At 62.6% G+C, this 14,512-nt stretch carries 14 protein-coding genes and 1 pseudogene; 11 read left to right on the top strand and 4 right to left on the bottom strand.

What is annotated here, in order from left to right; all coding sequences use genetic code 11:
• Nucleotides 1–37: 37 nt before the first annotated feature.
• From BRX37_RS22415 to BRX37_RS22380, 8 genes are all read left to right on the top strand, one after another.
• On the top strand, nt 38–211 hold the full coding sequence (locus BRX37_RS22415; RefSeq protein WP_021224324.1) for a DUF465 domain-containing protein: 174 nt from the start codon (nt 38–40) through the stop codon (nt 209–211).
• Between the two features lie 2 nt (nt 212–213).
• A complete protein-coding gene (locus tag BRX37_RS22410; protein WP_069336916.1) occupies nt 214–942 on the top strand; it encodes a Bax inhibitor-1/YccA family protein in 729 nt (242 codons plus the stop codon).
• 2 nt (nt 943–944) lie between these two features.
• Nucleotides 945–1,205: a TFIIB-type zinc ribbon-containing protein gene (locus tag BRX37_RS22405; protein WP_069336917.1), complete on the top strand. Its 261-nt coding sequence runs from the start codon at nt 945–947 to the stop codon at nt 1,203–1,205.
• A gap of 123 nt (nt 1,206–1,328) precedes the next feature.
• The gene (locus BRX37_RS22400; RefSeq protein WP_021224327.1) at nt 1,329–2,309 is read left to right on the top strand and encodes a TerC family protein; all 981 of its coding nucleotides are present in this window, start codon (nt 1,329–1,331) and stop codon (nt 2,307–2,309) included.
• 134 nt (nt 2,310–2,443) lie between these two features.
• A complete protein-coding gene (locus tag BRX37_RS27460) occupies nt 2,444–3,337 on the top strand; it encodes a diacylglycerol kinase family protein (protein WP_278985973.1) in 894 nt (297 codons plus the stop codon).
• Nucleotides 3,241–3,768, top strand: coding sequence for an MbcA/ParS/Xre antitoxin family protein (locus BRX37_RS22390; protein WP_069336918.1), 528 nt, complete (start codon nt 3,241–3,243; stop codon nt 3,766–3,768). The genes BRX37_RS27460 and BRX37_RS22390 overlap by 97 nt, the downstream gene beginning before the upstream one ends.
• The gene (locus BRX37_RS22385; protein ID WP_099232165.1) at nt 3,765–4,433 is read left to right on the top strand and encodes an RES family NAD+ phosphorylase; all 669 of its coding nucleotides are present in this window, start codon (nt 3,765–3,767) and stop codon (nt 4,431–4,433) included. Before BRX37_RS22390 ends, BRX37_RS22385 begins: the two co-directional genes overlap by 4 nt.
• A 27-nt stretch (nt 4,434–4,460) precedes the next feature.
• Nucleotides 4,461–5,411, top strand: coding sequence for a hybrid sensor histidine kinase/response regulator (locus BRX37_RS22380; protein WP_081331678.1), 951 nt, complete (start codon nt 4,461–4,463; stop codon nt 5,409–5,411).
• A gap of 150 nt (nt 5,412–5,561) precedes the next feature.
• Here BRX37_RS22380 and BRX37_RS22375 read toward each other — a convergent pair whose 3' ends face one another.
• Both BRX37_RS22375 and BRX37_RS22370 read right to left on the bottom strand, forming a co-directional pair.
• Nucleotides 5,562–6,689, bottom strand: coding sequence for a tyrosine-type recombinase/integrase (locus BRX37_RS22375; RefSeq protein ID WP_125989545.1), 1,128 nt, complete (start codon nt 6,687–6,689; stop codon nt 5,562–5,564).
• Nucleotides 6,686–8,140, bottom strand: coding sequence for a Swt1 family HEPN domain-containing protein (locus BRX37_RS22370; RefSeq protein ID WP_069336925.1), 1,455 nt, complete (start codon nt 8,138–8,140; stop codon nt 6,686–6,688). The genes BRX37_RS22375 and BRX37_RS22370 overlap by 4 nt, the downstream gene beginning before the upstream one ends.
• Before the next feature lie 141 nt (nt 8,141–8,281).
• Between BRX37_RS22370 and BRX37_RS22365 the strand changes: the two genes are divergently transcribed.
• The gene (locus BRX37_RS22365) at nt 8,282–9,292 is read left to right on the top strand and encodes a hypothetical protein (protein WP_170828674.1); all 1,011 of its coding nucleotides are present in this window, start codon (nt 8,282–8,284) and stop codon (nt 9,290–9,292) included.
• A 56-nt stretch (nt 9,293–9,348) separates the two neighbouring features.
• Here the strand turns inward: BRX37_RS22365 and BRX37_RS22360 are convergent, their stop codons facing one another.
• Complete coding sequence (locus BRX37_RS22360) at nt 9,349–10,329, bottom strand: ParB/RepB/Spo0J family partition protein (RefSeq protein WP_069336930.1); 981 nt, start codon at nt 10,327–10,329, stop codon at nt 9,349–9,351.
• Between the two features lie 206 nt (nt 10,330–10,535).
• Nucleotides 10,536–11,741 carry an AAA family ATPase gene (locus tag BRX37_RS22355; protein WP_069336926.1) on the bottom strand — a complete coding sequence of 402 codons (1,206 nt, stop codon included), beginning with the start codon at nt 11,739–11,741 and terminating at the stop codon, nt 10,536–10,538.
• Nucleotides 11,742–12,266: 525 nt separating this feature from the next.
• Here BRX37_RS22355 and BRX37_RS22350 point away from each other — a divergent pair.
• The gene (locus tag BRX37_RS22350) at nt 12,267–13,562 is read left to right on the top strand and encodes a replication protein RepA (protein WP_069336927.1); all 1,296 of its coding nucleotides are present in this window, start codon (nt 12,267–12,269) and stop codon (nt 13,560–13,562) included.
• Between the two features lie 494 nt (nt 13,563–14,056).
• Nucleotides 14,057–14,383: pseudogene (locus BRX37_RS27675) on the top strand (DUF7146 domain-containing protein); the annotation flags it as partial.
• Nucleotides 14,384–14,512 lie beyond the last annotated feature (129 nt).

Below are 14,512 nucleotides of genomic sequence, written 5' to 3'. Positions count from 1 at the left end.
GATCGAACCCATGGTTTGTGACTAGAGGAGATATACAATGAACTGGCGTGCCTTCCGTCTGCACGAGATGCACAAGCGGATCGATGAAGCGCTTCGCGCCGAGCAGCGCCATACGGTCCCCAACCCCTTCGAAATCATGCGCCTGAAGAAGCTCAAGCTGGCCCTGAAGGACCGGCTCGCTGCCCTCGCGCGAACACCGAGGAGAGTGTGACGATGGAGCGTTACAGATCCTACCCATCTGCGAACGCGCATGCCGCGAGCGCGGCGACGGCAACCTTTGACGCCGGCCTGCGCCGGCACATGCTGGGCATCTACCGCAACATGGGCCTCGGCCTCGCCATCACCGGCGCGGTCGCACTCGGCGTCGCCTCGAGCCCGGCGATCTATGAGCCGATCTTCAATACGCCGCTCAAATGGGCGGCGATGTTCGCGCCGCTGGCCTTTGTCCTCTTCTTCTCCTTCCGCATCGAGCGCATGAGCACGGCTGGGGCCCGAACGGCGTTCTTTGCGTTCGCCGCGGTCATGGGCATCTCCATGGCGAGCATCTTCCTGGTCTTTACCGGGCAGAGCATCGCGACGACCTTCTTCATCGCCGCCTCGATGTTCCTCGCGATGAGCTTATGGGGCTACACGACCGGCCGCGACCTTTCGAAATGGTCGACTTTCCTGCTGATGGGTCTGGTCGGCGTCGTCATCGCGAGCCTGGTCAACCTCTTCCTCGCCTCGAGCGTCTTGCAGCTCGTGCTCAGCATCGTCGGGGTGATCGTGTTCACCGCGCTCACCGCGTTCGACACCCAGCGCGCCAAGTCGGACTATCTGGCTTATGGCGGCACGCAAGCCGCCGAGAAGCTCGCCGTGATGAGCGCGCTCTCGCTCTACCTCAATCTCGTCAACCTTTTCCAGCTGCTGCTGACCTTCTTCGGCCAGCGCCAGGAGAACTGATCATGCTTTGCCCTTCGTGCAGAACCGAGCTCCAGATGTCGGAGCGCTCAGGCATCGAAATCGACTATTGCCCCTCCTGCCGGGGCGTGTGGCTCGACCGCGGCGAGCTCGACAAGATCATCGAGCGCAGTGCGGCCCCGCCCGCCCCACCAGCCGCGGCTGCCCAGACGTCGCCCGGCTGGAGCGGTCCGCCCCATCAAAGCGGTTACCACCCGCCTTATCAGAAGCGCCGAAAGAGCTTTCTCGAAGAGCTCTTCGACTGATCGGCGGCGCGCCGCCCCGCGCGGCCGCCGTCACTCTTCCCGCCGGGCCCCGCTGGCAGACTGACCGTCTGCGATGTCGGAGGGACAAACGCGGCCGCTTGCCGGCCGCGAAAGGAGAGACACATGGATTTCCTGTTTGTTGATTGGCTCGGCAAGCCGCTGTGGCTCTGGCTGAGCTTCCTGGGAATCGTCATCGTCATGCTCGCGGTCGATCTCGGCATCGTGCACCGCAAGTCGAAGGAAATCGGCGTCACCGAAAGCCTGGTGACGTCCGCGGCCTACATCCTGCTCGGCCTCGCCTTCGGCGGCTGGGTCTGGTGGTACATGGGCGCAACCGCGGGCATGAACTATCTGACCGGCTTCGTTGTCGAGAAAAGCCTGGCGATGGACAACGTCTTCGTCATCGCCATGATCTTCACCTATTTCGCCGTACCGCGCCTCTACCAGCATCGCGTGCTGTTCTGGGGCATCCTTGGCGTCATCGTCCTGCGCGCGATCATGATCGGCGTCGGAGCAACGCTGGTCGAGCAGTTCAGCTGGGTGCTATATGTCTTCGCGGCCTTCCTGATCTTCACCGGCGTCAAGATGTGGCTCTTCGCCGACAAGGAATATGACGTCGCGGCCAATCCCGTGCTCAAGTTCGTGCGCCGGCATTTCCGCGTGACCGACCGCCTGCATGGTGAGCATTTCTGGGTGAAGCAGGCAGACCCCGCCACCGGCAAGCAGGCCTGGTTCATGACCCCGCTCATGCTGGCCCTGCTCATGGTCGAAATCGTCGACGTGGTCTTTGCCGTCGACAGCGTGCCGGCGATCTTCGCCATCACGACCGATCCGTTCATCGTCTACACATCGAACATCTTCGCCATACTCGGCCTCAGGGCGCTCTATTTCGCCCTGGCCGCGATGGTGGACCGGTTCCACTATCTCAAGTACGCGCTGGCGATCCTGCTTGTGTTCATTGGCTCCAAGATCTTCGTCGCCGACGCTCTGGGGCTGGCGAAGATCCCGCCCGTGGCTTCGCTTTCGGTCACCTTCGCGATCCTGGCGGCCGGCATCGGCTGGTCGCTATGGAAGACGAGGGACCAGGCCGCGCACCCGGCCTGAACAACCTTGCCGGCGGGGACGTCCCCCCTGCCTTCCCGCCGGCGTCTTTTTTCTGCCCTTGCCTCGTCCGCATGCAAGCGCCGCTCATTTGGAAAGGAATGGTCTTGGCGTCTCGTCCAACGCGCGCACTGCTCGTGATCAATGCTCTGAGCCGGTCGGGCGCAGCGATGGGCGAGGCAGCGCACCGGTTGCTCGCCGACCAGGGCTGCACGGTCACTCGGCTCGACAGCAGGACATCCGAGGAGGTCAGCCCCTGGATCGCCCAGCAGGGCGACGCCGCGGATTTCGTGATGGTCGCAGGCGGCGACGGAACGATGAATGCGGCCGCGCGAGGCCTGCTCGCAACGGGCCTGCCGCTCGCCCTGCTGCCGGCCGGCACCGCGAACGATCTCGCGCGGACCTTGGGCCTTGGCGGTTGCACGCTGGAGCAATGCGTGTCGCTGCCCACCATAGGGCGCACATCGAAGATCGACCTGGGTGAAGCAAACGGACACCTCTTCTTCAACGTGGCCAGCATCGGGCTCAGCGCCGACCTGGCGCAGGCGCTGACTCGCGAGGCGAAACGCCGCTTTGGCCGGTGGAGCTACATCATTGCGGCGCTCCGGGCGCTGCGCGCGGTCCGTCCGTTCCGGGCGACCGTCTCGCACGATGGACAGACCGTCAGGGTTCGCACCCTTCAGATCGCCATCGGCAACGGGCGCTATTATGGCGGCGGAAACCTGTCCCGCTTAGCGGTCTCGATGCCGTTCAGCGCTGTTCTGGTATTGTGTCGACTGCGCGTGTCGCCCGACATGCTGGATCGATGGATGGAGCGGCACGGGCGTTGGTTGCTCGTGCCGTCGCCCCTCCCCCCAGCCATTCGCGACAAGCACTCGCGCAATTGCGAACTGTCCAGATTTGGACTATATCCAAATCCGTTCAGGAGGCGCAAATGGCGAGGAACGCGATTGAAGGCGGCGGCCAGACGGCGGAACTTCCGCCGCGCCTGGACCTGTCCCGCTTCGCGCCGGCCAATCGACGCCGCCTGAGCGCACCTGCCATGCGGACCTTCGTCGCGATTGCCGACCTGTGGGGGCTTAACGAGGAACAGCGCCGGTTGGTGCTCGGCTATCCCTCCCGATCGACCTATCATAGCTGGTGCAAGCAGGCGCGCGAACATGGGACCATCACCCTCGATGTCGACGTGCTTACCCGGATCTCGGCACTGTTCGGCATTCATCAGGCGCTGGGCGTGCTGTTCGCCGACGAGCATGAAGGCATCGACTGGCTGCGCCAGCCTCACGACGCTCCGGTGTTCGGCGGCCATCCGCCGATTGATCTGCTGACGAGCGGCACCCAGGACGGGCTGATGACCGTGCGCCGTTTCCTCGATAGTGCGCGCGGCGGCATCTACATGGCTCCGAACGCCGCCGACGAAGGCTTCGCTCCCTACAGCGACAGCGAAATCGTCTTCGGGTGACCGACTACAGGCCCGCGCCTCGGCCGGCGTATCGACTTGTGCCGTCGCGCTTTCCCCCCATCGGCCTGTTCGACACGGTGGCGACAGCCGCCGACGCGGCTGCCGTAATGGAGCTTGCCGGTTGGACGAACGACCGCCTGGTGGCCGAACGGATCGATCGCCTGCCTCGCGATCAGTGGGTTTATGGCCGTCCCAACGCGAGCATCATCATGGCATCCTTTCTCCATGTCGCGCCCGGCGGCATGCGGTTCAATGGTCCCGATCTTGGCGCTTGGTACGCGTCGGCCTCGATCGTCACGGCTGCGGCCGAGGTCGGACATCATCTGCGGCGTGAAACGGTGGCGCGCTCGGTAGAGGCCATGGCACGGACCTATCGCTCCTACAGCGCCACGCTGGTCGGCAATTACCTAGATATCTGCGGCCAGCAGTCAGCCTATCCCGATGCCTATCTCCCGAACAGCTATGCCGGAGCACAGGCATTCGGCGAGACAATTCGCGCGTCGGCCTCAGCCGGCATTGCCTATGACAGCTTGCGCCATCGGGGCGGCACGAACGTCGTTGGATATCGGCCGGCTGGAATCATCGATGTCGTCCAGACCGATCATTTCGAGATCAGCATTGAAGCTGCGTCCAAACAAATCGACGTCCGCAAACTGAGCGCGTGAACGGCGGACACCGCTCGCGTGCCCGGCATGGACGGGTTCGAACTCGCCGAAATCATGCGCGCCAACGAGCGTTCGCGTCATATCCCGATCATCTTCGTTACCGCAGGCAGCGCCGACGTCACCCGGCGCTTCCGCGGCTATGAAGCGGGCGCCGTAGACTTCATCCAGAAGCCGATCGAAGCCGACGTGCTGCGCTCCAAGGCCAATGTCTTCTTCGATCTCTACGGTCAGCGGCGGCAGATCATCGCACAAAGGGACGAACTCGCAGGCCTCACGAAAGCGCTTCAGGAAGCCGACCGGCAGAAGAACCGCTTCCTCGCCGTGCTTGGTCACGAGCTCCGCAATCCGATCATGGCGCTGAGCGGTGGACTCGAGCTCCTCGAAAAGCGCGAAGGAACCGAGCTGGCGCGCGAAATCCGCAGCGGCATGCGCCGCAGTCTCAAGCATGTGACCCGGTTGGTCGAAGATCTCCTCGACATCGCGCGGATCGATCAGGGCAAGATATCCTTGAGAAAGGAGCGCTTGCATCTTCAGGAGGTTCTCGGCTTTGCAATGGAGGCGGTTCGGCCCGCCCTCGAGGAGGCAGAGCACGCGCTCCATCTCGACGTGACGCCGGAGCCCATCTGGCTCGATGCGGACCCGGCCCGGATCACCCAGATCATCAACAACCTCGTAGGCAATGCCGTGAAATATACCCCGCCGGGCGGAAGGATCGATCTCAGTGTCGGCCGGGACGGGTCCTCGGCGCTCTTGCAGGTCACCGACAACGGCGTTGGCATACCGGCCGAGCAGCAGAGCCGAATTTTCGAGATCTTCGAGCAGATCGAAGGTGGCGCGCGTGCAACGCAAGACGGTCTCGGCATCGGCCTCGCGCTGGTTCGACAGCTGGTGGAGCTTCATGACGGTTCGATCGTGCTGGCCAGAAGCGCGGTGGGCGAAGGGAGCACCTTCGAGGTTCGCCTGCCTGCCACGGGTTGACCCGAGCCGGTTGAGACCGCCGGGCATCAAATGACCGGCGGCCTCACGGCTGGCCCGAGCGACGATGCAAAAGATGTAAGCTGGCTCAAGGCTGCCTGACGAGAGCGCAACCACGACCAGAACGTCGTTCGGCTGGGTCGATCAGCTCGCTCAATCAGCGAAACGTTTGGCCAGTCTAGCGCTGGAGCCGCTCTTGGCCGCGAGACGCGCACCATAGCGCATGACCGTCTTCGGGTCGCGCCAGCGGTAAGCCTGCATGATCGCGGGCAAGCCTTCCCCGGCCGCGAAATTGTCCTGGGCCACGCCTACACGGATCGAGTGCGACGAAACCGCGGCCACCCAGCGCTCAAGCTCGGCTTCAGACATCGCACCCAGAAGCTTGCGTTCCCAGGCCGCTCGTATCAGCCGCCGGTAAATCAAGGTGACGCTGTTGGGATGGAGACGGTTTCGGCCTATAGCAGCTACAGACCCGTCAAAATGGGTTTCGACCCGCCGGAATAGGGGGCCTTTTCGAACATCGGCCTTGTCGCGCCAGCGGCGTATCGCCGCCATCGTCTTGGGCGCAAGATAGGCGTAGGCCCCCTCCCCCACCTGGTCGGTTTTCGACGAAGGTATGAAGAGAATGCCCGCCCCCTCGGTATCTGGCCCTTCGACATGGTCGACATCGATCGCCACGAGCTCAGACCGCCGCGCCCCGGTGTCGTAGGCGACGCGCAGGAATGCCTCATCGCGAAGGCCCAGTTCGTCGCGCCGGCACGCTCTGACGAGATGAGCGAGACAGACCCCCACGGCCGGGCTGTCCAGGTCCGATATTTCGCCTTTGAAGCGAATGGCTCGGGCCTGTCGCTGCTTGACGCCGAGAGCCTTGCGCGCCGCTTTCTTCTCAAGCCGAACGAGCGGCATGGACGTTGGATCGGGAAGACCAGCCATGCGGTAAGCCCAACCGACATTGACGATGTAGCGCTCGATCGTCGCCATCGCCCGCTGAGTCTCGCTGCTGTCGTCGATGCCGGCGAGAGCGCGGATCCAGGACGCCACGAGCGCGGCATCGGCGCGATCGGCCGCGATCCGGTTCTGACGGCACCATTTGCCCCAGAGAGTCAGGTCCGAACGGAAGGCGCGGCGCGTGTTCGCAGACCATCCTCGAACGGCGGCGGCAACGAGCGCCTCGTCGATCGGTGCTCTTGGACCCACCAGCTCGCGGACGTCCGCGACAACCGCCAGACTGCCATGGCGATCGGTCTCGCCCTGGGGTGCCAGGATTGCGCTATCGATCATGGCACGGGCTCACCCATCCAGCGGTACAGGCGGTTGCCCTCGACACGCAGCACGAGCAGATCCTCGACGGTCAAAGGCCGCACGTGCGCGACTGGATTGCGAATGACGCTGAGGCGGCCGAGCGTCTCGCCGATTGACGTTTTCACCTTGAAGAACGGTTGGAACACGTCGCGCCAATTCTCGCCACGTTCGATGATGCCGCGATAGTCACCGAAATCGGCATAGTCGAATAGCTCTCCAGGTGCGCGCTGCGCGTCCACATCGGCCTGGCGCCGTCTTTCCCATTCCTCGCGGATATTCTTGTGGACGCGCTGGCGGATCCATTTCTCCCCTACCCCGGCCTTCATCGACCGATCGATGAAGGCCCGCAGCCGGCGCTCGAGCTGGCGGAACATCAAGGAGATGACCGCATCGAGCTCATCGGGGTCGGCTTCGGGTGGTGCTTCCGGAACCATGCCAAAGGGCACGAATATATTGCCCACGAGCGCCATCGGCAGGCTGGCCAAGCGCATGTCGAAGCCCCGCGCGATGCGCAGGCCTGAGGCCAGCATCGCGTCGTCGACCGCTTCGTCGCCCTGATCCTCGCGCCGATAGTCGCCAAGCTCGGCGCGCACCAGCTGGGTGGCTCGAGGGGCGGCAGGACTGGTGCGCGCCACAATCTCGGTCATGCCCTTGAAAGCGGCATAACCCTCGATTGAAAGCTCGGGCTGATCATCGCGCACCCAGGGGGTTTCAATGCCCGCCATCTGCGCGGCGGTCGCACGCGCCCACTCCCCTGCCGGATCACCCACCCCCGCAACTCCGGCAAGGTCCACTGCGGCGATCTCGGCCGCGGTGGGAAAGCGCAGCTCAGGCACGAGGTCCGGGAAGTTCGACGAAAGCGCGGCGCGGGAAAGGCGCGCGGCATTCGTGCCAGCAATGAACTCCTCGACACCGGCAAGCTGCTCTACAATCGATCGGTCCAGCGCGGCCGCGGTGCCGAGCCGTTCGAGCATGGGCGCAAGCGCGCCACCACGCGCCAGAGCATCGGCCACCGTATCGGGGATCAGCGGGCGCGCACCCAGCATGCGCTGATAAACGTCAGCCTTCGGCAGGAGCTTGTCGAGCCGCTCGACGCTCGCGAGCGCCTCTTGGAAGGCGGAAAGGCGACCGGTCGCTTGCGCATAGCCGCCGCTCGAAACGAACTTATCGAACTCGCTTTGTCGGCGGGCCATCTCCTCGATGATGTTGGGACGGCGCTCGAGCATGTCTGTGATGCGCTTGTGATTCGCCGCCATCTCTTCGAAGATCGTCGGTCGAAGCTTAAGCATCTCGTCAAGGCGTCGCTGCCCTTTCAGCGCCCTAGCGAGGACATCGGCGTTCCTTCCCGCCTGCGTTGCGGCGCGGATGATATCGGACGTGCCGTTCAGGTCCCGCATCGCCTTGCGGATCGGATCATCATCGAAATTCACGGGTTTCCTTCTGGCGCCTTGATATTGCTGCGGCGTCTTACACGATCGGTCCGCAGCCCACCAGTGTTGATAACGACCTATTATCACCACTGTGTATCTCGGCACGATTTACTTAGATGCCTGTTCGGTTTACTGTTGGCTATGCCCGCACCTTCCTCGCCGGCCCGCTTCGGCCCCACTTACAGCCCGCGGATGGTTGCAAGCGTAGCGTCGTGTACAGCGGCAATTTCGCGCCTCGATGCCCGCATTTGCGTCAGTTCAGCCGCATCCGCCTGGGCGCGCCGAGCTGCTTGGTCGGGCTATGCGCGGGCGCTCCACCTGCAGGCGGCGGAGATCGACGAAATCGACGTATTTTCCTGGGGCTGCGGCATCCATATTCCAGAACGGCCGCGGCGCGCGACCAACGTGGATGTATTCGACGGCTTCCCGGCGTGGGCGCAGGCGCTGCGCGAGCCTGATCGGCTCGCCTGGCGTGACAAACTGCCGGTAGCTGTAACGGAACCGCATTTTGTCACGGAGCACCCAGCCCTCGTCCGGGCCCTCGAGCGTGTTCGCCAGCATGCCCGCATCGACGCGACCATCGAGCCATGGCTAGGCCTGGCCTTCGCGCTGCGCGATTACGATCTGACGACGACGCCGCTGCCTTGCCTCGCGGGAGGGGCCAAGGCGCTGCGCCTCAAACGCATGCCAGCGGACCATGACTGGCAAGCGGCCGTTCGCTCGGTTGAAGCGGCCGCCATTGCCGGGCTTGATCGCCTCGATCGACTCGAAAGGCTTTATCGGGATGCGCAGCGCAAGATTATGGCCGAGTATCGGCCAGGCATGCTTCCCGCCCTTGCTGCGCTAAGCTGCCATCATCCGGTGCTTTCGCCGCAATCGGTGGCTGGCGCGCTCGGCTTGACTCTTGCTGGCGCGAGCAAGCTCCTAGCACGAGCCGCCTCGGCCAAGCTTCTCGTCGAGATTACGCGGCGGCGTTCCTGGCGCATCTTCGTTGCCGCAGATCTAGCTGTCGACTTTGGCTTTGTGGCGCCCAAACGCGGCCGACCTCCAAAGGAGCCCCCTCCCCTGCCCCCACGCCGGGACCTGGCCGAGGCGTTTGTCGCCTTCGACCAGGAGATGGAGCGCATAGACGCGCTTCTTGCGAGCCGCTGACCTCCACTCCGGTCGCATTGGCTAGCGCTTCCGGAGTCGCAGTCCGCCGGTTTTGCTCAAGGTTCAAGCAGGCTGCGGATCGATTCCAGAACCTCGTCGGTCGAAGCACCCGAGCGTGGCAGTACCTTCAAGGACAGGCCGCCGCGGCTGCCCCGCGTATAGCGCAACATCGCCTTCCCGTTCCTCGCCTTAAGCTCCACTTCCGCGCCACCCTTTTGCTTTGGGGCGACAGTCGCGCGCACGAGCCGTTTGGCGACCTCGGCGCCCGGCAGTTTGGCTCCGAGATCGGCTCGCTCGCTCTCGATCAGCCGCGCCTCTGCCTCCATCAACGGCAACATCTTCGCGTCAACTGAGAGCGGCTTAACGTCGCGGGCAATCCGCACGGTGATATCGTGAGGATCGCTGAAGGCGGCTACGATGGACTGCGGCAGGCGCGCCACGTCGAGCAGCCGGCTGAGCCACGAGCGAGATATTTTGAGGTGCTCTGCCATTTCGGCCTGCGAGCCATTGTAGAACTCCGCCAGGGCACGTGAATATTCCTTCGCCCGCTCCCAATCGGAGATGTCTTTGCGGGAACGATTCTCGATGTCCGAGACCCGGAATGCTTCCTCGTCGGAAACCGACTGGATCGTGATGAGGTAGTCATATTCAGGATGGTGATGCTCACGAAGCCACTTGACCGTCCACCAGCGCCGCACCCCGGCGATGATTTCAAAATCGAAGTCGGGATCGCCTTGCAGCCTCCTGACGATTGCCGGAATGCGCTGCTTCTTCGCCGAGAGAAAAGCGTCAATGAGATCGCGACAGGTCTCTTCATTGAGATGGTCGAGATCGCGATTATGAAGTCGCCACGGCCGGCACCTCGCAGGATCGACCCACTCGGTACGGTCTGTCACCACCTTGCCCGATGCGATGCGGGCCAAGGCTTGGCTGCGGCTCGCCATAATGCCTTCGGCCGGCGCAGCGGTGTCGACGTCGGTTGCCTCGTCGAGACCCTCAGTAAGACTGCTGCCGAAGCCTCTGTTACCCTTGGACATCATCGCTTATCCCACTTGAAATTGTTCCACCCTGCCGCGATTGCCACGTGGCAACTTGGCCTGAAAGCCGCTTGGCGAGGGTTGCGTTGCCACGTGGCAACCGGCGTTCATCGTCGCGGGTGATCCACTGCGTGTGCCTCGCCGCGCCAGACGTAACATATTCATATACTGACGTGTTTCGAGTTGTTGCCACGTGGCAATTCATGTCACGCCACCTCCCCTGCCCGGCTCTGCCAGGTGCGCAGGACATCCTTCTCGATGTCGAGGCAGACCTCGTTCAGGTACTTCACACAGCGGTTGTGGACCTCGTGGGAAGTGACCGGTCGATCCAGTTCGAAAACGGTCTTCATGCGAGAGCTTGCGTTGTCGATTTCGGCGCTCGTACGCAGCACCGAACTGATCATCGAACCTCCAAAAACCTGACGCATCATGGTCAGGATTTCGCTTTGCATCGATTTGCTTTCGTCCACCCTACTTCCGACGAGGCGGATGAAATTGTATGCCGGCTTCACCCTCCCCGCGAGCTTTTCCAGCTGCCGCATGGTAGTGCGCGCCATGTCGATGAAGGAAACGGTTGACGCAAAGTCAATCACGCTCGGCGGAACCGGTATCACCATCGCGTTCGCCGCCTGGAGGACAGCCATGGAGACCATGCCGAGGGCTGGCGGTGGATCCATGACAACGACGTCATAGTCGTCGACCACGTCATCGATCGCTTGCGCGATCATGTCGATGATGTCGAAGCTCTGGTTCTGCGCCAGATAGCCCGCGATCTCGTATTCGAGATTGTAGAGCTTGAGGTTGGCAGGGATCAAATCTAGTCCGAAGAAATGCGTCTTGCGGATGATCTTACGAACCCCGAGCAGCTCGGGGTTGTGGAAGTGTCCGTAAAGCGTGTCTTCTTCTGACAGGTCGATATCAGGTCGATACCCGAACATCATCGTCGAGCTTGCCTGGCTGTCGCAGTCGATGAACAGCACGCGATAGCCACGAATGGCGAAATGCTGCGCTAGGTGAAGTGCAATCGTCGACTTGCCCACACCTCCCTTGAAGTTCGACACGGAAATGATGGCCGGCACGTCCTCAGGCGAGCGCCACGGCCGCGTACCGAACACCTCGCGCATATGGTCGAGTTCCTCGAGTGAATATTGCACCCGGTGACCGGACGCTGTCCGCCCCCGCGCCGGCAGGCGGCCGTCCCGTTCGGCCTCGCGGATTGCAGAAGCCGTGCGGCTAACCAGCGCCGCCGCCTTCGAGATGGGGAAGGACGGCCCCTTCTTCGCGCCAGTCTCTGGATCAATTGCGTTGTCCCGGATCCGTTTCAGGATCGTGAGCGCGCGCCGGTGCAATAGGCCGAGACCGTCATCCAGCAGTTCGTCCTGAGGTGCTTCTAAGGTTTGTTCGCTCGCCATGGCCGCCACTTTGTGAGATTGAAGCCAATCTCTACCGTCGTTGGCAGTTTGGAGCAAGAATTGTCCACCAACCTTGCAACTTCACCGATGATCTCCGAGCCGTTCTGGGGCTTCGAGAGTTCGCCGGCTCCTGACTTGCGGCAGCGACCGATGATCTCGGTGCGGTTTTCCGCGGCCAGTGCGTTCCCGAGCGCTCAGGCCGTTGTGGGGATCAGGGCTGTGGATAACCGCCGATGATGTCGGTGCGAGCCGATGAACTCGGTGCCGGAAAGCGATGATCTCGGTTCCGACCCGACCGATGATCTCGGAGCCCATACCTAAAGACTCGAATCCCTATAGAAATCCGATTGGGCGAATCGTTTTTCAATTTTGAAAAGGGGAGGGGGCAAACCGCACCGACATCATCGGTAAATTTGGAGGTTTCGCCCTGCTGCCGGCGCTGAAACTGCCAACATGCTTGCCAAAGCCGTCCGAAGCTGTTGAAAGGAGCCAATCAGAGCCCGTGAGTCGGGGAAGGGCAAAGGCATGAGCGGTGACAGCCATAAACCGATAGGGCATCAATACGCTCTGGCCATGCTCGACGGCGGCGAGGACCGGGTTCGCCGGGTCGCCCAGGCCGCTGGCACCCAACTTACGATGGACGCCTTCCTACGCGTTCATGACGAAGAACCGGTTCCGGCTTTCCTCCATTCCGCGCTCTGCGCCATGAGCCTACCCACAAAACGGCCGAAGGACGACACCCAGCCGATCTTACGCGAAGACGGCAGGTATGCTCTCGCCATCAATCCCAAGCCTATTCTTCAGACGGTGGACGGAAAGCCCGTCTTCCGTAGCTTGGGAGTTCCGTACGGAGCCTATCCGCGAGTCGCGCTGATTTATTTGCTTTCCCAGGCCGTCACGAAGCGCTCGCGTGATGTTTATCTGGGCCGCAACTTCACCGAGTGGATGCGCCGGCTCGGGTATCAGACCGTGTCCTACGGACCGCGCGGCACGGCCAACCTCATGCGCGAGCAGGTCGACCGTCTGCTCGCTTGCGAGTGGCAGATCCGGTGGGACGGGACGGATGCCGGCGATAACGCCTTCGCCGTCCGAGACGTCAAGATCTCCAACGAATATGCCGGAAGCTTGGGCGCGAACGGTGCTTTTGCCCGCGAGATCCGGATGTCCGAAGCGTTCTATAGCCATTTGGTGGATCATGCGGTACCGCTCAACGAAGTCGCCATCCGCGAGTTGAAGGGCACCCCTACGGCGCTCGATCTCTATACCTATTTGGCATATCGGCTACCGCGGATCACAGGCAAGGGTCAGGTCATATCCTGGGATCAGCTTGCCAAGCACCTCGGCAACGATGCCGACAGCAAGCGCTTTCGTCAGACGGTTCGAGAGACAATGCAGCTCGTGTCGGCTGTCTATCCGAACGCAAATGTCGATCTCTCGGGACGCAAGGTCGTGCTTCACCCGTCCCCGGCGCCGCTGGAGCGCAAGCTCGTGGGGTCACACTTGCGGCTCATCGGTGCTCAGCCGGATCAAACGGCACCGAGATCATCGGTCAGCGCGCCAAGAGCGAAAGCTCAGGTCGGCAAGGACGAGCCCAAGCAGGCTTTCCCTGCAGGTTCGATGAGCTACGGAACACGAGAGGCAGCCTTTAGAGCGATTGGCCTCGAAAAAGGCAAACCCTGGTCGGTCGATGATATGGCGACAGCGTTCCGGGCAGGCTTTCCGGGGATCAAGCAGCCACGGACCGACACCGAATGGCTACGCGTCTGGGAGGCGTTCGTCATCCGCTATGCCGAGCGGCGATCTCAATCCGGCAGCGAATGACCGATGATCTCCGTGCGTTTCCGATGCTGCCTGAGAACAGCAGCGGGGGAGGGAGCAACCCTGCCGTCGCCATCCAAGGTAAGCCTAGAGGGCCGCTACGAAGGTGCCCCCCAAGGCTCATAAGAAGAAGATGTAGCTCGCCAGTTGTAGCTGGCTCAACCCCCGCAAACTCACATAGACAGCAGCGTTGACTTCACCGGCGGCATTACGCTGATCTGCAGGTCCTTGTTGGTCCTTCGCCCGAGATTCAGGCTAATCCCTTGAACTCCATAGCATTTCGCTAGGGGTCCGGCACAAGGTGCAACGCTGCCCAGGCCAGCCACTGTGCACGCCCCCAGTTCCTCATCTGAACAGTTCAGGCCGCGTAGAGATGCCCCCCGAAGCTCATACAAAGCGAAGAGAAAGACGGCGGCACCTCGCTGACGCCACGGCTGCTTCACTGTGGGCGCATGGAAAGAGGGGAGGGGGAGGGCTAGCAGCGAAAGGATGAGCTCATGTCCCTAGTCGCTCTCAAGCCCAGCCAGGAGCTGGTCGATTTAGTCGGATCCCTCGGCGGGCAATGGCATGGCCGGGTCGCCATGTGCCGTTGCCCATCCCATGCTGACAACAGGCCGAGCCTTTCCTTGCGCCAAGGCAATCGCGGAATCCTCGTCACCTGCTTTGCCGGGTGTGATCGAGAAAATGTCCTGCGCGAGCTCCGGCGTGTACCAAACCGCGGGCCGTTTACCTACAATGACGGGCCCTTGCCCCACGCCGGCAATGTCGAACGTCTTTGGGCTGAAGCGCAGCCTGTCGAGGGCACCCTGGCGCAGCGCTACCTCGAGTGTCAACGGCGGAGCAAAAGTCGGCCATTCGGCGGCGTAAAACCAGGCCATCGTGTTACATGCCGGGGGGAGTGGCGTGAGGGCGTAGCCCGAGGGCCACTCCCCCCGGCATTGGTGTAATTTTCA

This window comes from Sphingomonas sp. S-NIH.Pt3_0716, assembly GCF_003950715.1.
GTDB lineage: Bacteria > Pseudomonadota > Alphaproteobacteria > Sphingomonadales > Sphingomonadaceae > Sphingobium > Sphingobium yanoikuyae_A.
The sequence above is the reverse complement of the archived record's forward strand: the minus strand, read 5'-3'. Positions and strand labels throughout refer to the sequence as shown.

Excerpts from the sequence above, each read along its gene's own strand:
- BRX37_RS22355 (WP_069336926.1), bottom strand. The coding sequence starts at position 11,741 with ATGGCGAGCGAACAAACCTTAGAAGCACCTCAGGACGAACTGCTGGAT.
- BRX37_RS22350 (WP_069336927.1), top strand. The coding sequence starts at position 12,267 with ATGAGCGGTGACAGCCATAAACCGATAGGGCATCAATACGCTCTGGCC.
- BRX37_RS22400 (WP_021224327.1), top strand. The coding sequence starts at position 1,329 with ATGGATTTCCTGTTTGTTGATTGGCTCGGCAAGCCGCTGTGGCTCTGG.
- BRX37_RS22365 (WP_170828674.1), top strand. The coding sequence starts at position 8,282 with ATGCCCGCACCTTCCTCGCCGGCCCGCTTCGGCCCCACTTACAGCCCG.
- BRX37_RS22360 (WP_069336930.1), bottom strand. The coding sequence starts at position 10,329 with ATGTCCAAGGGTAACAGAGGCTTCGGCAGCAGTCTTACTGAGGGTCTC.
- BRX37_RS22405 (WP_069336917.1), top strand. The coding sequence starts at position 945 with ATGCTTTGCCCTTCGTGCAGAACCGAGCTCCAGATGTCGGAGCGCTCA.
- BRX37_RS22390 (WP_069336918.1), top strand. The coding sequence starts at position 3,241 with ATGGCGAGGAACGCGATTGAAGGCGGCGGCCAGACGGCGGAACTTCCG.
- BRX37_RS22375 (WP_125989545.1), bottom strand. The coding sequence starts at position 6,689 with ATGATCGATAGCGCAATCCTGGCACCCCAGGGCGAGACCGATCGCCAT.
- BRX37_RS22410 (WP_069336916.1), top strand. The coding sequence starts at position 214 with ATGGAGCGTTACAGATCCTACCCATCTGCGAACGCGCATGCCGCGAGC.
- BRX37_RS22380 (WP_081331678.1), top strand. The coding sequence starts at position 4,461 with ATGGACGGGTTCGAACTCGCCGAAATCATGCGCGCCAACGAGCGTTCG.
- BRX37_RS22415 (WP_021224324.1), top strand. The coding sequence starts at position 38 with ATGAACTGGCGTGCCTTCCGTCTGCACGAGATGCACAAGCGGATCGAT.